At 70.9% G+C, this 17245-nt stretch carries 11 protein-coding genes; 4 read left to right on the forward strand and 7 right to left on the reverse strand.

The genetic code is table 11. The annotated features are described in order from the left end of the window. Window position 1: 1 nt before the first annotated feature. The 5 genes from WMF14_RS24055 to WMF14_RS24075 all read right to left on the reverse strand — a co-directional run bounded on the left by WMF14_RS24055 (window position 2) and on the right by WMF14_RS24075 (window position 7820). Window positions 2-961, reverse strand: coding sequence for an ABC transporter ATP-binding protein (locus WMF14_RS24055; RefSeq protein WP_437803966.1), 960 nt, complete (start codon window positions 959-961; stop codon window positions 2-4). Next, complete coding sequence (locus tag WMF14_RS24060; protein ID WP_437803967.1) at window positions 951-1907, reverse strand: ABC transporter permease; 957 nt, start codon at window positions 1905-1907, stop codon at window positions 951-953. The genes WMF14_RS24055 and WMF14_RS24060 overlap by 11 nt, the downstream gene beginning before the upstream one ends. Before the next feature lie 21 nt (window positions 1908-1928). Next, the gene (locus tag WMF14_RS24065) at window positions 1929-2906 is read right to left on the reverse strand and encodes an ABC transporter permease (RefSeq protein WP_437803969.1); all 978 of its coding nucleotides are present in this window, start codon (window positions 2904-2906) and stop codon (window positions 1929-1931) included. Between the two features lie 48 nt (window positions 2907-2954). Then, window positions 2955-4670: an ABC transporter substrate-binding protein gene (locus WMF14_RS24070; RefSeq protein WP_272093124.1), complete on the reverse strand. Its 1716-nt coding sequence runs from the start codon at window positions 4668-4670 to the stop codon at window positions 2955-2957. Window positions 4671-5423: 753 nt separating this feature from the next. Beyond that, a complete protein-coding gene (locus WMF14_RS24075; protein WP_437803971.1) occupies window positions 5424-7820 on the reverse strand; it encodes a right-handed parallel beta-helix repeat-containing protein in 2397 nt (798 codons plus the stop codon). Window positions 7821-8914: 1094 nt separating this feature from the next. Here WMF14_RS24075 and WMF14_RS24080 point away from each other — a divergent pair. Together WMF14_RS24080 and WMF14_RS24085 are read left to right on the forward strand one after the other, a co-directional pair. Next, complete coding sequence (locus WMF14_RS24080; RefSeq protein WP_437803973.1) at window positions 8915-9805, forward strand: hypothetical protein; 891 nt, start codon at window positions 8915-8917, stop codon at window positions 9803-9805. Window positions 9806-9979: 174 nt separating this feature from the next. Further along, window positions 9980-11521 (forward strand): Glu/Leu/Phe/Val family dehydrogenase, encoded by a 1542-nt coding sequence (locus WMF14_RS24085; RefSeq protein ID WP_272093128.1) that lies wholly within the window; start codon window positions 9980-9982, stop codon window positions 11519-11521. A gap of 87 nt (window positions 11522-11608) precedes the next feature. Here the strand turns inward: WMF14_RS24085 and WMF14_RS24090 are convergent, their stop codons facing one another. After that, a complete protein-coding gene (locus tag WMF14_RS24090; RefSeq protein WP_437803974.1) occupies window positions 11609-13621 on the reverse strand; it encodes a sigma 54-interacting transcriptional regulator in 2013 nt (670 codons plus the stop codon). Window positions 13622-13838: 217 nt separating this feature from the next. Here WMF14_RS24090 and WMF14_RS24095 point away from each other — a divergent pair, with 217 nt between their 5' ends. Continuing rightward, entirely contained in the window at window positions 13839-14153 is a 315-nt protein-coding gene (locus WMF14_RS24095; protein WP_272093131.1) for a DUF962 domain-containing protein, read from the forward strand. 343 nt (window positions 14154-14496) lie between these two features. Continuing rightward, complete coding sequence (locus WMF14_RS24100; RefSeq protein ID WP_272093133.1) at window positions 14497-15315, forward strand: SDR family NAD(P)-dependent oxidoreductase; 819 nt, start codon at window positions 14497-14499, stop codon at window positions 15313-15315. Between the two features lie 18 nt (window positions 15316-15333). On the opposite strand, the gene WMF14_RS24105 is transcribed toward WMF14_RS24100, so the two are convergent. After that, complete coding sequence (locus WMF14_RS24105; protein WP_437803975.1) at window positions 15334-17193, reverse strand: response regulator; 1860 nt, start codon at window positions 17191-17193, stop codon at window positions 15334-15336. Between the last annotated feature and the right edge of the window lie 52 nt (window positions 17194-17245).

The raw sequence follows: 17245 nt of genomic DNA on the forward strand, positions 1-17245 counted from the left end.
GTCAGTAGAGGTGGCAAGCGCCGCGGTGCTCGGGCGCGATTTCACGAAGGACGGGCAGCTCGTTCTGGCAGGTCGCGAAGGCCTGCGGACACCGGGGATGGAAGCGGCAGCCAGCGGGTGGGTTGCGCATGTCGGGCGGCGAACCCGGGATGCCCTGCAGCTTGCGGCGCGGCCCCCGTACCGAGGGGAACGACCCGAGCAGCCCCTGCGTGTACGGGTGCTTCGGATCGCTGAAGAGGTCCTTCGCGCGAGCGGTCTCCGCGAGCTTGCCCGCGTAGAGGATGGCGATGCGCGTGGAGAACTCGGCGATGAGCGAGAGGTCGTGCGTGATGAAGAGGATCGAGAAGCCGAGGCGCTCCTTGAGCTCGGCGATCTGCTGCAGGATCTCCCGCTGCACGACCACGTCGAGCGCCGTCGTGGGCTCATCCATGATGAGGAACGGCGGCTTGAGCGCCATCGCGATCGCGATCACCACGCGCTGGCGCATGCCGCCCGACAGCTGGTGCGGGTAGCTGGTCAGGCGCGACGAGTCGATGTTCACGAGCTTGAGCAGCGCGGCGGCGCGCTCCATCGCCTGAGCGGGCGTCACGCCGTCGTGCGCGATGATCGGATCCGCGATCTGCTCGCCGATCGTCAGCACCGGGTTGAGCGCGGTCATCGCGCTCTGGAACACCAGCGCCATCTTCCGCCAGCGGAAGGCTCGGAGCTGCTCCTCGTTCATCGCCAGGACGTCCTGCCCGGCGAAGTACACGTGCCCGCCCGTGATGACCGCCGGCGGACGGAGCAGCCGCATGATGGCCATCGCCACCGTCGACTTGCCGCTCCCCGACTCGCCCGCCAGGCCGAGCACCTCGCCCGGGGCGATGTCGAAGGAGACGTTATCGACCGCACACACCGGACCTGTCGGGGTGATGAACTCGACCCGGAGATCCTGAACCGAAAGAAGCGGACTAGGCGCCATGAGTCCTCACCACCGGCGTTGACGAACCCGCCGTGACCTTGCGGCTCCTGAGGAGACGCGACCAGGCTCCCTCCGCGCGGAGCCGCGGATTCGAGATCTCGTCGATCGCGTAATTGATGAGCGTGAGCGCGAACCCGACGAGCGCGACGCACACGCCGGTGGGCACGATGGTCCACCAGGCGCCCGTGAGGAGCGCGGCGTTGTTGCTCGCCCAGTAGAGGTTCGTCCCCCAGGTGACGGCGCTCAGGTCGCCGAGACCGAGGAACTCGAGGCCGACCTGGGCGCCGATGGCGTAGGTCGTCGCGCCGATGAAGCCGGACATGAGGAGCGACGTCATGTTCGGCAGGATCTCCACGAAGATGATGCGCGCGCTGCTCTCGCCGCTCACGAGGGCCGCGGACACGAAGTCCTTGTCGCGCAGCGCGAGCACCTGCGAGCGGAGCACACGCGCGTTCCACGCCCAGCCCGTGATGACGAGGACGAGCAGGATCGTCATCGGCCCGGCCGGCAGGTAGGCCGCGATGACCACGGCCATCGGCAGGCCGGGGATGATCAGGAACACGTTCGTGAACAGCGAGAGGACGCTGTCGATCCAGCCGCCGAAGTAGCCCCCGGCCATGCCGATCGCCGCGCCGATCGCCATCACGGCGAAGCCCGTGGCGAAGCCGACGGCCAGTGAGGTCCGCGCGCCGACGATCGTCTGCGCGAGCACATCCTGCCCCTGGCCGTTCGTGCCGAACAGGTGCTCGGCAGAGGGAGCCTCGTGCGGCATGCCCACGAACGCGTGCGGATCTTGGCCCACGATCGAGGGGCCGAGCAGCGAGAGGAGCAGGAAGAAGAGCACAATGAGCGTGCCCGCCATCGCCTTGCGATTCGAGAGGAGCAGGCGGAGCCATCCCGCCGCACGGGAGCCGCCGCCCCCGCTGTTGCCTTGTTGCGCAGCCATCGCTTCTCCTGGACCCAGCCGTCAGCGCCCGCGGGCGCGGGGATCAAGAAACACGTAGATCACGTCGACCAGGAAGTTCGCCCCCAGCACGGCGAACGTGATGGTGAGGAATATCCCCTGCATGAGCGGATAGTCCTGGTTTCGAACCGCCTGGATGAGCAGATAACCTTGCCCCGGATACGAGAAGACGATCTCGGTGAGCAACGAGCCGGCGAGGACGAAGCCGAGCGCCATGCCGAAGCCGGTGACGTTGGGCAGGAGCGCGTTCCTCGCGGCGTAGGTGAACATGACCCGCCACTGCGAGAGCCCCTTGGCCTGGGCCATCGTGATGTACTCCTCGGACAGCACGGTGACCATCGCGCTGCGCATACCGAGCATCCAGCCGCCGATGGTGGCGATGACGATCGACAGGGCGGGTAGGATCATGTGCGAGATCACGCTCCCGATGAACTCCAGGCTCCAGTCGGGCGAGAGCGTGTCGCTGTAGGCGTGGCGCAGCGGGAAGGCCCCGAGCACGAACCCGAGGATGTAGAGCGACACCATCGCGAGCCAGAAGTAGGGGAACGCGCCGAGGAACATCAGGACCGGCGGCATGACCGAGTCGAGCCAGCCGCCCCGCTTCCACGTCGCGATGATCCCGAGCAGCGTCCCCAGGCCGAAGCTGACGAGCACGGCGGCGCCCGACAGGAGCAGCGTCCAGCCGAGGCCGGTCGCGATCACCTCCGTCACCTTCGCGGGGAAGTGCGCGACCGACGTGCCGAAATCGCCGACCAGGATGTGGCTCAGGTAGGTGAAGTACTGCTTGTAGAGCGGCTCACCCGTGAACCCGAACGCCTTCCGCAGCGCATCGATCGCCTCCGGCTGCAGCTGCCCCCGGAAGCGCACGAACATGGCCGAGGCTGGATCGCCCGGCATGGCGCGCGGAATAAGGAAGTTCAGGGTGAGCGAGGCCCACGCCGCGATGAAGTACAAGCCCAGCTGTCGCAGAAGGTAACGCACAGAAGCTCTCTCTTTTAACCTGCGCTCCGGATCAGGTCACGCCCAACTTCACTTCGGCTTGAGCTCGGTGAGGACCAGCAGGTACTCGGGCGGGTTGTTGGGCGACAGCTTCGCGTACGGGTTCTCCTTGCTGGGGAACCCCGTGAAGCGGCGTGTGTTGTACTCGCCCCAGGACGGCCCGGGGAACAGCGGGATCGAGGGCGCCGTCTCGGAGAAGATCTCCTGGAGCTGCTCGATGATCTTCTTCTGCTCCGCCGGATCGGTCGCGGCCTCGAACGCCTCGAAGAGGCTGTCGGCCTGCTTGGCGCCGAAGCGGTGCCAGTTGCGCGCCGACGTCTCGCCGACCGGCTTCGCGGTCGCGGTGCCGAGGAGGTCTCGGTAGAAATTGTAGGGGGTCGGCTCCTCGTTCGACCAGCCCATCGACAGGTCGAACGTGCCCTTCTGGAGCGCCTCGAAGAACGCGCTGAAGTCGTACGTCTTCAGCGTGGCCTCGACGCCGATCTGCTTCACCTGCTGCGTGACGATCTGCGCCGCGCGCACCCAGTCGGACCAGCCCGTGACGACGTTGAGATCGAAGCGCAGCGGCTTCCCGTCCTTCACGCGGATGCCGTCCGCTCCCTTGGCATAACCCGCCTCGTCGAGGATCTGGTTCGCCTTGGCCACGTTGAACTTGACCCAGTCGCCCGCCTCGACCGTCTTCTGGCTGCGCCAGCGCTCGTGCGCGTCGCTCAGCGCCGTCGCGTCCGCCGGCCGCGTGTAGTTGTTCATCGCGACCTTGACGATCTGCTCGCGGTCGAGCGACATGCTGATCGCCTTGCGCACCCGCGCGTCGTCGAGGGGCTTCTTCGTCGTGTTCGTGTAGACGAACACGGTGCTGCCGACGAGCGGGAACCAGTAGTGGTGATTCGTCGGGTCCTTGCCGACGTAGACCTTCTCGATCTCCGGGACGAAGTTGCCGGCCCAGTCGACCTCGCCGTTCAAGAGCGCCAGGTTCGCCTGATCGTTGCCCGGGTACGCCGGGAAGCGGAGCCCCTTGATCGCCGGCTTGCCCTGCTGCCAGTAGTTCGGGTTCCGGCCGAGCTCGTAGATCTGGTTCTGGAAGGTCTTCACCTCGGTGAAGGGCCCCGTCGCGACCGGGTTCTCGTTCGTGTACGTGACCGGATCCGCCACGTCCTTCCACTTGTGCTCCGGCACGATCGGCTGGTGGCCGAGGAAGACGAGCCCGGGGACGTACGGCCGCGTGAGCGTGAACTCGACCGTGGAGTCGCTCTTCGCCTCAACCGAGGTCAGCCACTTCCAGACGCCTTGCAGGTCGAGGGCGACGTGCTTCTTCAGGAGCCCGAAGGTGAAGGCCACGTCCTTCGCCGTGAACGGCTGGCCATCGGACCACTTGACGCCGGGCCGCGTCGTGACGGTGAGCGTCTTGTTCCCGTTGCCCCACTCGTACTTCGATGCGAGCCAGGGGGTGAACTCGCCCTTCATCGTGTTGTAAACGAGGAGCGGCTCGTAGATGCCAGCGACGGTTGGCCAGCGAACGTTGCCTGATGCGAGCAGGGGATTGAAGTTCCGCACCCATGACGCTTGCTGCTCGATCGAGACGGTCAGGAAGGTGTCGGCGGCCGGCGAGGGCTTGCCCGGCGCCGTGCTCGCGCCGCCCGTGGACTCCTTGGTCGGTTCGGTCTTCCCGCACCCCGCTGTGACACCGACCGAAAGCAGCAACGTCGACAACACGAAGGTCCGACGCGGCAACAACCAGTTCCTCATGAGAATGCTCCTCGCGGGGCCCTCGTGGTTACGCCCGAGCGCCCACCGTCCCTCTCCCACTCCTCGATCTCCCTGGAAGCCACCACGCGGCAGAGCGGCTCGCCGGAATTCGACACCGCGACGCAGTGCGCCATACCAGCATCCAGACGTCGGCACTGTAGCCGTTTTCGCACAGCAGTGTCAACGGGGATTCGAGGTCGCTGTCAAGTTCTCGCGCCGCTTACTCAGGCGCGTTTTCAAGGGAGATGTCGTGGCGCGTCATGTCTCGCAGCAGCAACTCCGTCTCATGCTCATGCTCATGGTGTCATCACGCTTCATGAGGAATGATGGCCTAAGCACTGACACTGTTATTTTCTTTGGACGCAGCAAGAAAGTAAGCAGTCACGGACTGCGTCGGTTCAGGCACCTCAGGTGCGCCGCGGTCCACGCGCGTCCGGGGCAGGTCTATACAGACGTCCGCGGGCGATTACAAGACCAGAAATTTCCAACTTCGCGACGGTGACGGGCGGGCACGCTTCCAGGGCGAGCGCGGACACCCCCTGGGCGAACGGCGCGGGAAGGCCGCCTCAGGGAGGCGGGCGCGGGCGGAGCGTCGGGTGCGCTCAGCGTCGTAGTGCGGGCCGCGATTCGACGCCTGATGCGCTGGTCCTCTCCGCGGTGGCCGCGAGTACCACGTATCAGGAAAGGCTCCCTTCGATGTCATCCATGTTTCGCGCGCAGGCGCGGGGGCAGGCGGGCGGCCGCGAGCGCGCCTCAAGGGAGCGGGGGAGCGGACGCTGGCACGCGGAGCTCGCTGCCGGAGAGCTCTTCTGCGGTGCAGTCGTCGAGGAACGCGCTCTCCTTATCGTCATCCCGCTTCAGCTCAGGTTCGGGCGAGCCCTGCACGATCAGCCCGAAGCGGTTGTCCAGGGCGCGAACCCGGGAGAGGCGACCCGAGCTCCGGTCGTACAGGATGCCGGCGCGCGCACAGCCTTCCACCCGCACGTCATCGAGCGCGACGGTGGAGCCGGCGAGCGCGAGGACGCCATCGGCGACGAGCTCGTCGCGCCGCCTGCCCCGGGCGGCGCGGGGATCACCGGTCACCCCGTCGACGACGGTCTGCGAGATCTCCGCCTCGGAGGCGAACAGCACGACGCCGGCCGTGCGGCTCCCGCGGACGATGGACGAGGCGAGGCGGATCTCGTACCCCGCGGCGGCGACGCCGATGCCCGTGCTGTCGTTGTGTGCTTCGTCGTCGTCCTCGCCGGATTCGCCGCCCGCGGTGCCGTCGATCAGGTTCCCGATGATCTCGACCCTGCTGCCGAGGACCTCCGTGCCGGCGAAGACGCCGACGGAGCGGTTGCCGCTCACGACGTTCCCCTCGAGCACGGCGGTGGCGCCCCGGTGGATGACGATCCCCTGCCCCACCGGCGCGCGGCGGTCCGGCGCGACATGCCCCTCGACGAGGTTGCCAGTCACGGTCGCCTCGGACCCGTCATATCCCACGAGCAGACCGGTGCCCTCGTTGCTGCGAATGGCATTCGACGCGAGCGTCACTCGGCCCTCCGCCACGGTCAGCCCGGCGCCGTCCCCCCAGCCGCCGTCGGCGACGGTGCCTTCGATGAGGTTGCCGCCGGCGATCAGCTCGGCGGACGAGTCGCCGACGTGGACCCCGGTGCCGCGGTTCCGGACGACCGCGCTGTCGTGGAGGCGCATGGCCGCGCCGCGGGCGACGGCGACGCCGAATCCGCCGAGCAGCGACCCGGTCGGGGCCGCCACCGTGCCCTGCACCAGGCTGCGCGTCATCGTCGCCGCGGTGCCCTCGCCGATGACGGCGACGCCGATCTCCGTGTTGCCGAGGACCACGCTCGAGTCGATCGCGACGCGCGCTCGCCTCGTCGCGTACACGCCGACGCCGTAAGGCGGGTCGGAGCTCCCGGGGCTGGTCCTCTCGACGAGGACGCCGGAGAGGGTCGCGGACGCGCTGGCCGCCACGAGGATCCCGGACAGCTGGTTACCGACGACCGCCGTGCTCTCGATCGACGCCTCGGCGCCGTCCTGCACGACGATCCCCTGGCCGTCCGCCGGGTAGCGCCCCGTCGACACGGTCCCCTCGACGAGGCTGCCCACCACGGACGCCGTGGCGCCCGCCTGGAGCGCCGCCACGCCGGCCGCGCGGTTGCCCGTCACGGCGCTCTCCTTCACGAGGAGCGCGCCGCCGGCGTCCGCAAAGGCGCCGATGCCGGCCCACGCGCCGCCGTCGCGCGTCCCCTCGATCCAGCTCTGCGCCACCGAGACGCGGGCGCCATCGCCCGACAGGACGCCGGCGTGCATGGCGTCCTTGATGTGAACGCGCTCGAGCGTCACGGCGCTCGCGCCGGTCGCCACGACGCCGGCGCCGTCTCCGCCGATCTCGATCCCCCGGAGCGTCACCTCCCCTGCGTCGAGCACGGCCACGATCGCGGGAGGACGCGCGGTCGAGCTCACCCCGCGGATCCGCACGCGCGAGGCGCACCGGCCAACGATCTCGAGCGGCTTGGTGACGACGACCGGCTCGTCGTAGGTCCCCTCCGCGAGCGCGATCGTCCCGCCGTCGGCGACGAGCCCGAGCGCCGCCTCGATCGTCGTGACCGGCCTCGCCTCGGATCCGTCGCCGTCCGCGCCGGAGTAGCTCGGATCCACATAGACGTTCCCGGACACGCGCGCGACGCTCCCCCACGGCCCGCGCCCGCAGCCGGCGGGGCCGTCGACCGGCACACACCCCGCTTCCGGCGTCGCGAACGTGCCTGTCGGGCACCTCGCCATGGCCGGCCTGCAGAGCCCGTCGTCGCCCGCGAGCTCCGGAGCGCAGCGCGGGATGCCCGCGGGAATACAGCCCTCATCGAACTTCGGGATCGTCCCCGCAGGGCATTTCGCCATCGATGGATGGCAGAGCCCGTCGTCCTCCACGAACAGCTCGGCGCACCCCTGGATGCCCACCGGCATGCACGCGTCCGCGGGGCCGAGGACGTGCCCGGGCGCGCAGCTCGGCGTCCGCGGCGCGACGCCCTCGCAACCGAGCGGGGCGACAGAGCTCTGCGAGGGGTCGCTGCACGCCGAGACGACCGATAGAAGGGCCGCGATGCTGGCGGCCAGGCAAGACGAACCCGCGCGCGTCGCGCAGAAGCGCATGCAATCCCCTCCTTGGAAAGCGCTGCCTCGCGGGCTCCGCTCCTCGGGCGAACAGCTCTCCTGAGCTCCCGCGGCAGCGCGGATACCGCGCGTAGCCTCCATGAACAGGCGCTCCGAGCGCCCGAGATCGTCGATGAGCCCGCGCCAGGATGACGAGGACGCCGCCTGTGCGCCTGAGCGCCCGAGCGGCGCCGCGCGAACTCCTTTAGCGTAATGAATCCTACAACGGGAGATGCGCTCCTGCCAGGCAAAGGGGTCGTGATCGCGCCGACTTTCCCTTCCCTGCAGCGCCGCGGACGGCTACGCCGCGCCGGGTCTCCCGGCGTGGGCGCGCGCGCCTCGCTGACACCGAGGCTCGCGCGCGCGGCCGAGCGTGTGGGTCAGACGTCTTCTGTCAACCACGTCGAGCCGGCCGAGCGCGGCGCAGGGATGCCTCGCCAAGGCGGCCGCTCCCGCTGCACCGCAGGCTCGCCGTCCGCGGCTGAAGGCGGCGGCCGCGCCGTCGTTCCGGACGACGTGGCGACGCGCGGCGCAGCGCAGAGCGCGGCACAGGCGCGCGACGACGACGAGGTTGCCGCAGGAGGAGCGCCGCACAGGGCCCTTGTCGGCCGAAGTGGGCTGAGCAGGGCGTGACCAGATGGCCGCAAGCGATGAGAACATCGCCGCCGACGAGCGCAGATGTCGAGTCTCCGCAGCCCTTGATTGCAGGGATCGACCAGGTCTTCGGAAATGCGGCTTGCCGAGCGCGATAAAGCCGCAAGTCGGGTCGTCCTCCCCCGTCTCATGCCGTCCCGCCGCGCGCGACGCGCGGGGGGCGCCCCGCGATGGACGTCGACATTTGCCTTTCTCCAGCGCTCGAAAGGCTCCCACATCGGCGCTGCGAGGCGGCGTCGGCGCGCGCGGGGCGCGGCGGCTCCCCGGCGCGACGAAACGGGGCAGAACGCTCACCGGGCGTGGATTCAGACAATGCACTTTCGCCGTCGCCGACGCGGCAGGCTCTGCACACGCGCGGTCAGGCACGCAGCCTGCTCTCCACGCCGTTCACCATGCCGGCGCGGGCCCGAGGGCCGTAGCAGGGCATGGAAGGAGGACGGATGGTTCGCTCAATCGATATGAAGATGGCGCACGCGGCGATGCTCTTTTCTGTGTTGATGACCGGGTGCGCGGTCGACGCGGTGGCTCCGCAAGAGGCCGACTCGGACCAGGCTGACGTCGACGTGGCGTCGAGTGAGCAGGCGTTGGAGGCAGACGAAGCGACGGACGAGGAGACGCGGGGCGGCGGCCTGATCGGCGCGCCCGGGGTGCCGGGCAAGACCGATATCGGCCAGGGCCCCATCAAGGGCGGCCCGCTCCAGGGCCCCGGCGGCGTCGGACAGGGCCCCATCAAGGGTGGCCTCGGCGGCCCGCTCCAGGGCCCCGGTGGCCCGTTCCAGGGCCCCGGCGACGTCGGACAGGGCCCCATCAAGGGTGGCCTCGGCGGCCCGTTCCAGGGCCCCGGCGACATCGGCCAGGGCCCCATCAAGGGCGGCCCGCTCCAGGGCCCCGGCGGCGTCGGACAGGGCCCCATCAAGGGCGGCCTCGGCGGCGTCGGACAGGGGCCCGGTGGCCCGCTCCAGGGCCCCGGCGACATCAGCAAGGGCGGCCTCGGCGGCCCGCTCCAGGGCCCCGGCGACATCAGCAAGGGCGGCCTCGGCGGCCCGCTCCAGGGCCCCGGCGGCCCGCTCCAGGGCCCCGGCGGCCCCGTTGGTCAGGTCGGGCAGATGCCCGGCGGCCCGGTCGGGCAGATGGGCGGGATCCCCGGCCTCGGCGGCTACCCGGGAGGCCTCGGCGGCTACCCGGGGGGCATGGGCGGATTCGGGTGGCCGCTCGGCATGGGCGGCTATCCGTACGGCGGCTTCGGCTTCCCCGGCGGCTTCGGCGCGCCGCTCGGTGGCTTCGGCGGCGGTGGGTGCTGCGGCGGAGGTGGTCTCCCTGGCTTTCCCTGACGTCGTTCCCTGGGCGCGACGGCCACGCGGCCGCCGCGAGCCGTGGTGAATCGATACGAGGATCCGCCCGAACCTGCGGGGAGAGTCACATCAGCTCCCCGCGAGGCGGGCGGCCCGTCGGTCGACCCCGCGAAACGTTGGACCCCCGCCGCGCGGTCGAGGCAGCATACGGGGATGGAAGACGCCCCCCTCCTAGAGCGCGAACCGGAGACCAACATCTTCGGCGAATCCATGGCGGTGTTTCACACGGCCGCGGACCTCATCGGCCTGGCTCCCCGCATCCGGCTGGAGCTCGAGCAGCCCGACTACGAGCACATCTTCTACATCACCACACAGCTCCAGGACCGCCTCGTCCCCTTCCGCGGAGAGGCGGCCGCGGCCTACGAGCGGCTCCCTGCGTCGGTGATCCCGAACCGGGCCGCGATCACCCCGCTCTTCAACGGCAAGCTCATCCTCCGCCCCGAGGCGCTCCGGAGCGGCTCGATCCACGTGCAGGACGGAGCGATCCGCCTCGGCGACCAGGGACTTTACCGCATCCAGCCCGGTGCGTTCGTGCGCTTCAAGGCCTATCGCGTCCAGCACAACCAGGCGCGAGGGCCTTACAAGGGCGGGCTGCGCTTCCACAAGGCCGTGTCGCTCGACCTGTTCAACGCGCTCGCCGCCGAGATGACCTGGAAGACGGCCATCGCCGATGTCCCGTTCGGCGGCGCCAAGGGGGGTATTCGCATGGATCCGCGCGAGCACAGCAAGGAGGAGCTCGAGGCGATCTCGCTCCGGTACATGTACCGGCTGAAGCAGCTCGTCGGGCCCAACGTGGACATCCCCGCGCCGGACGTGGGCACGAACGCCGAGGTGATGGCGTGGCTCCTGCGCCAGTACAGCGACGGCGAGCGCGAGCGGGTCAATCACCGCGGCGTCGTCACGGGCAAGGACGTGCGCATCGGCGGCTCCGAGGGGCGCGTCAAGGCGACCGGGCAGGGGCTCGCGTACTGCATCGAGGAGTGGTACGCGCAGCGCGGCGCCTCCCTCGCGGGGGCGCGCTTCATCGTGCAGGGCTTCGGCAACGTCGGCTCCGCCGCCGCCGAGATCCTGTGCCGGATGGGCGCGCGGTGCGTGGCGGTGCAGGACGCCGACGGCGCGATCTACGACCCGAACGGCGTCGACGTCGGCGCGCTGATGACCCACGTCAACGAGAACCCGCAGAACCTCCGGCGGTCGGTCGCCGGCTACAGCGGCGCCCAGGCGATCGCGCGGGACGATTTCTGGAGCGTGGACGCGGACATCTGCATCCCGGCCGCGCTCGGCGACGCCATCACCGGCGAGGTGGCCGAGCGGCTCAAGGCGAAGCTCGTGGCCGAGGGCGCCAACCGGCCGACCACGACCGAGGGCGACAAGGTGCTCGCGGAGCGCGGCATCAGCGTCATCCCCGACATCATCGGCAACGCGGGGGGCGTGACCGTCTCCTATTACGAATGGGTCCAGAACAAGCGCATGGAGCACTGGACGGAGGGCGAGGTGAACGCGCGGCTGGAGCGCGCCATCAAGAGCAACTACCGCCTGATCTGCGACATCGCGGAGGACCGGCCGCGCCGCTCGGAAGATCACGACTCGACCAGGCTCGTCATGGGCAAGCGCCTGCCGATGCGGCTCGCCGCGATGGTGCTCGCGCTCAAGCGGATCGAGGCGCACTACATGCTGGAAGGGTTCTCCCAATGAGCTCGGCGAAATGACGAGAGCGGCGCGCGTCCGGCGCGCGATCGGTCGGTTGGGCGGCCGGGCGGCCGGACGCCCGCCTGGCGAGGGCTAACGAGCGACGCCGTAGCCGAGCTTCTTGATGCCGTAGACCTTGATCTTGTGCTGGAGCGTTCGCAGCGGCAGCTCGAGGCGACGCGCCGCCTCCGTCTGGTTCCAGTCCGACGCGCGCAGCGCCTCGAGCAGGAGCTCGGCCTCGATCTGATCCAGGCGCGTCTTGAGGCCGACCGTGGGGGCCGCCGCCTGCCCCGGATCGGACGCGCGCGAGGGCAGCGGCTCGGACGGGCGCGAGGGCAGCGGCTCGGACGCGCGCTGGGAGAGGGCCGGCCCGACGCCGGGCTCGGACGAGCGCGAGACGTCGACGGCGCGGGAGGGCGTGGGCGGCGAGCTGGGAGAGGTCACCGCCAGGCGGATGCGCTCGGGGAGATCGCGCGCCATGATCGCCTCGCCCTCCGCGATCACCACCGCCCGCTCGATCGCGTTCCGGAGCTCACGCACGTTGCCCGGCCACGAGTAGCACTTCAGGAGGGCCAGCGCCTCGGGCGCGAGCGACTGGACCCTGCTGATGTTCGCCGAGTTCGCCTGCGCCAGGAAGCCCGCCGCGAGCGTCGCGATGTCGTCGCGGCGCGCGCGGAGCGGCGGGATGCTCAGCGTCATCGCGTTCAGCCGGTAGAGCAGATCGAGCCGGAACGTGCCCGCGTCGCACATCGCGTCGAGATCGCGGTGCGTCGCCGCGATCACGCGGACATCGACCTCCAGCTCCTTGGTCGCGCCGACGCGCGTCACCCGCTTGGTCTCGAGCACGCGCAGGAGCGCGGCCTGCGCGGCCGCGGGCAGCTCGCCGATCTCGTCGAGCAGGACCGTGCCGCCGGTGGCCGCCTCGAAGACGCCTTTGTGCTGCTGGCTCGCCCCGGTGAAGGCGCCGCGCTCGTGGCCGAAGAGGGTGCTCTCGACGAGCAGCGCCGGGATCGCCCCGCAATTCACGCAGATGAGCGGCTCGCCGCGGCGCGGGCTGCGGTCGTGGATGAACCTCGCGAGCACCTCCTTGCCCGTCCCGGTCTCGCCGCGAAGGAGCACCGGGATCGAGGAGCGCGCGGCCCGCAGCGCCACCTCGACGAGCGATCGCATGAGCGGGCTCTTGGTCGCGAGGAGGTGGCCGTCGGCCTCCCACTGGCTCTCCGGCGGCGCGCCCGGCGGGCCCGCCTCGTCGGGCGGCCGGGTGCTGTCGACCTTCGGCGCGACGTAGAACAGCGCGCCCTCCGGAGGCGCGAGGCGCACGGGCTCGGCGGGCGTGGCGCTCCGCGACGCCTCGTGGCTGACCTCGATGAGCTTGTCGATGGACGTCGCGGCGTCGGGGGACACGGCGACCCCCGAGACCAGCACGGGCTCACCCTCGCGGCGCGCGACGATCGCCTTCGCGAGCTCCTCGGCGAGCTCGGGGGTGACCTCGGGGAGCAGGATCTCGAGGGTGTCGGCGCTGTAGAACGCGACGCGATCGACGGGCCTCAGCGCCTCGCGCACGCGGAGCCCCCAGTGGCGGAGGTGGCTCGCCTGCGCGCCGAGCGAGCGGACCACGACGAGCGCGAACTTGCGGCCGAAGAACCTGGACCGCACGATCTCGGCCTGGAGCGCGAAGCGGAGCGCGTCGGAGCCCTCCAGGCCGAACGGGGGCATCTCGCCCCCGGAGAGCACGTGGACCGACGCGACGATGCCGCCGAGCAGCACCTCGTCCCCGGCCTTGACCACGCCGCTCTCGACCCGCTGCCCTGAGATGCGCGTCCCGTTGCGCGAGCCGAGGTCCTCGACCACGACCTCGCCGCCCACGAGCGTGAAGCGCGCGTGCCGCCGCGAGATGCTCCTGTCCCGGATCACCACGTCGGCCGGGGGCTCCCTGCCGACGACGACGCCGACGCCGGGGTTCATCGGGGCCATCTCGACGCCGTCATGATGGTAGACGAGCAGGAGCACACGCCGCTTCTCCGAGCGCGCGCCCTGGAGGAGCTCCCCTGTCTTGATGGACAGCGGCGCGGTCGTCGCCATGGGGCCGGTCCTGTAACCGCTCACACTGCCCAACTACGCCTCATTCCTTCCAACGGCAACCGGGAAGCGGCGGCGCCCCCGGCCTTCGACGAAGGCGCGCGGGGGCGAGCAGTCCGCCTAGCGCTCGCCTCGCCGCGTGTCCGCGCCGCCGACGGGCGTTTTCGGCGTTTTCGCTGCCCGCGCGCGCTTTCGTCGAAGGCCGGGGGCGCCGCGCGGGGCGTCCGCATGGTAAGGAGGTCGTATGCTCCGCCTCAACGCCGAATGGACACAGGTGCTCCGCCGGTACAAGGAAGACCACCAGGATCCACGCAACCAGGCGTGTCACCAGGTCGGCATACCGCTGATCGTCGCGAGCTTCCCGGTGGGCGCGACGCTCATCGGCCTCCCGCTCGCGGCCGCGATGTTCACGACGGGCTGGGGCTTCCAGTTCGTGGGCCACTACTTCGAGGGAAAGAAGCCGTCGTTCGTGGACGACAAGCGGAGCTTGGTCATCGGCGTGCTCTGGTGTCTCGAGAAGTACGGCCTGCGCGTCTTCGAAGAGACGAAAGCCCCCTGACGCTCCTCGCCAGGCGCTTCTCAAGCGCGGTCCACGTGCACGGCTGTGACGTGGACAGATCGGCCTCCTGCCTCGGAAAACCATGGAACATGGTTTTCTTTGCCACTGTGCTGCATCGCGCAAAGCTTTCTTGACGTGATGAACGCACGGTCGTACCTGTGTCGCGGGCGGGCGACGACTCTTCCTCTCTCGGGTTCTCGACAGGCACCGCGCCCGCCGGCGCATCGACGTCCGTCCAGCGCGTGCGCCTGTCCCAGCGAGCTCCCGGAGCTTTGTGACCGGCCCACCGCAGGCGATGAGATGGACGAGGACGAGGAGACGGGGGATGGGGGGTGCGGGGAGCATGAGGGGGAAAGTCGCCGTGATCACGGGGGGCACCTCGGGGATCGGGCTCGCGACGGCATCCGCGCTGGCGCGGCAGGGCGCCCGGGTGACCGTGCTCTGTCGCCGGACCGGCTCCGACGGCGCGAGGAAGCTCGCCGCGCTGAAGGCGCTGGGCGAGGTCAGCCTCATCGAGTGTGACCTCGGCCGGCTCGCCTCCGTACGCGCGGCGGCCCGCCAGGTGGCCGACCGGTGTCGGGTCGTTCACCTGCTCGTGAACAACGCGGGCGTGTTCCTGCGTGAACGAGCGGAGTCGGCCGACGGCCTCGAGATGACGTTCCAGGTGAACTACCTGTCGCATTTCCTGCTGTCGAACCTGCTGCTCGACCGGCTCAAGGCCGCGCGCGACGCGCGCGTCGTCAACATGGTCGCGCCGGTGGACAGCATCCGGCTCGACTTCGACGATCTCATGTCGAAGCGCTCCTATTCGTTCCTCTCCGCCTCCGCGCGGTCGAAGCTCGCGCTCGTGCTCGCGGCGCGCCGCCTCTCGGAGAGGCTCTCGAGCACCGGAGCCCAGGTGCTCTGCTACTACCCTGGCCTCGTGCGCTCAGGGCTGTTCGAGGGGACATCGCGCGTCCTCAAGGCGCTGATCGACGTCGTGGGCGCGACCCCGGCGCAGGCCGCCGCGAACCTCCTCGCGATCCTGGCCGACACGGCGCCCACCGGGAGCCCCGCCTTCTTCGAGCGGACCAGGGCGAGGCCGCTCAAGGGAATGGCGACCGACGCCGAGGCGGCCTCGCGGCTCTGGGAGATGAGCTCGAGGCTCGTCGGCTTCACCTGAACGGACGCCCCACCCGGCTCATCGAGGTCCGCGCTTCTTGAGCTCCGCAGCGAGCGACGACTGCACGCGCTCGACCTCCCGGCCGATGGCCCGCACCGCCTCCGTCGCGCTCTCGAGCGTCCCCGCGCGGGCCTCCCGATCGAGCCGCGCGCAGAGCTCCTTCAGGCTGAAGGCCGCGAGCGCGTCGGCGCTCTCGTAGAGCGCCCAGGCGAGCCGCTCGAGCTCGCCGAGCGCGCCCTGCGCCGCGGCCTCGCGCATCGAGGCCACCCGGGTCGGGGCTTCCGTGAGGAAGAGCTCGATCACCTCGGTGACGACGTCGGGCTCGACGGCGCGCAGCCCGCCCCGCGTCCGCGAGGAGGCGGGCTGGCCGCGCTTCGACGTCGACGGGGGCGAGGGAGTGACCAGGGTCGGCGGAGCGAGCTCCACGCTCGGCGGCGCGCCGTCGAGGTGGGCGGCCTCGTAGGCGCCGGACCGCGACGCCGCGCCGGGAGGCCGCCGCGCGCGGTCGCCCTCGTCCTGCCTCGGCGGCTTCGATGAGGCCGCCGCTCGCGGCGACCTCGGCGGGTGCGCGCGCGCCCCGGCGGACATGTGCTCCGGCGGCAGCCCTGCGAGCAGCCGCAGGCTCGAGTGCAGCTGCGCGCGCCGGATCGGCTTGATGAGCACGGCGTCGACCTCGGCCCGGCTGGGCGCCTCCCTGCCGGGGTAGGTCATGAGGCCGACGCGAACGGGCGCGATCGCGGGGTCCGCCTTGATGTGCTGGAGCAGCCTCAGGCCGTCGAGATCGGCCAGCTCGAGGTCGATCAGCACCATGTCGTAGTCGGCGCCGGCGTCCGCCGCCTCGCGCAGCGCGGCCAGCGCGGCGGCGCCACTGCCCGAGGTGCGGCAAGCGAGCCCGAGCTCCTCGATCAGCTTTCGCACCACCTGGCGCACCGAGCCGCTGTCGTCGACCACGAGCACCCGCTTCCCGGGCAGGTCGATGCGCGGGATGAGCGCGCGCTCCGCGCCGCGCGCGCGCCGCTCGAACGGCAGCGCGAACGAGATCCCATGCCGGCGCGCATCGATGTCCGCGGGCTCGCAGAGCTCGCCGCCCATCGCGACGACCAGGCGCTTCGCGATGGCCAACCCGGACGCCACGCCGAGATCCCGCCCGGGCGCAGGCCGCGCTCCCCCGGCCGGCGCGCCCGACGCGCCCGGCGCCGCCGCGCCGTCCGCGCGCCCTGCCCCGCCCGTGAGGCGCACATCGAAGCGCACCCGCGCGCGCGATCGCTCGGGCGCGGCGTCGAGCCTGCCCTTCGCCTCGTCGTTGCGGGCCGCGTCCAGCGCGGCGCGCACCAGCACCTCGCCTCGGGGCGCCGCGCCGATCGCGGTCGCCACGACGTTCTGCAGGATCTGCCGCAGCCGCGCGGCATCTCCGCGCACCGCCGCCGGCACGTCCGGGTCGACGTCGAGCACGAGCTCGGTCCCGTCGTCATGCGCGCGATCGCCGAGCAGCTCCGCCGCGTCCTCGATCGCCCGGCGCAGATCGAAGTCGGCGTGATCGACGTGCGGCCCGCGGCCGTCCGGCTGGCCGAGCGAGATGAGATCGTCGACCATCGAGAGCACCGCGTCGCCGCTGCTCCGGATGCGCCGCGCCCAGGAGCGCTGCTCCGGGTCGAGCTCGCTGTCGAGCAAGAGGCTGCTGAACCCGACGATCCCGCTGAGCAGCGCCCGGATCTCGTGCCGCATCTGCGCGACCGCGCTCGCCTCATCCTCCTCATGGGCGAGCGCCCACGGCCGCGCGGCCGGCTCCTGCGGCGCGAGCGCGCGCTCCGCGGACTCGCTGCTCCTCGTGCCGGGGCTGCTCTCTGGACCGCTCCGGCGCTGCTCTTTGCCTGCCATCGACGCCCCGCCACGCCTCAGCCGCCCGCCCCACGCGGACCCCACGGCGCCG

It is taken from the genome of Sorangium sp. So ce693 (genome assembly GCF_051521375.1).
Taxonomy (GTDB): domain Bacteria; phylum Myxococcota_A; class Polyangia; order Polyangiales; family Polyangiaceae; genus Sorangium; species Sorangium atrum.

Bases quoted from the DNA above. Each gene is read 5' to 3' on its own strand.
- WMF14_RS24055 (WP_437803966.1), bottom strand. From the start codon at position 961: ATGGCGCCTAGTCCGCTTCTTTCGGTTCAGGATCTCCGGGTCGAGTTC.
- WMF14_RS24060 (WP_437803967.1), bottom strand. From the start codon at position 1,907: ATGGCTGCGCAACAAGGCAACAGCGGGGGCGGCGGCTCCCGTGCGGCG.
- WMF14_RS24070 (WP_272093124.1), bottom strand. From the start codon at position 4,670: ATGAGGAACTGGTTGTTGCCGCGTCGGACCTTCGTGTTGTCGACGTTG.
- WMF14_RS24075 (WP_437803971.1), bottom strand. From the start codon at position 7,820: ATGCGCTTCTGCGCGACGCGCGCGGGTTCGTCTTGCCTGGCCGCCAGC.
- WMF14_RS24080 (WP_437803973.1), top strand. From the start codon at position 8,915: ATGGTTCGCTCAATCGATATGAAGATGGCGCACGCGGCGATGCTCTTT.
- WMF14_RS24085 (WP_272093128.1), top strand. From the start codon at position 9,980: ATGGAAGACGCCCCCCTCCTAGAGCGCGAACCGGAGACCAACATCTTC.
- WMF14_RS24095 (WP_272093131.1), top strand. From the start codon at position 13,839: ATGCTCCGCCTCAACGCCGAATGGACACAGGTGCTCCGCCGGTACAAG.
- WMF14_RS24100 (WP_272093133.1), top strand. From the start codon at position 14,497: ATGAGGGGGAAAGTCGCCGTGATCACGGGGGGCACCTCGGGGATCGGG.
- WMF14_RS24105 (WP_437803975.1), bottom strand. From the start codon at position 17,193: ATGGCAGGCAAAGAGCAGCGCCGGAGCGGTCCAGAGAGCAGCCCCGGC.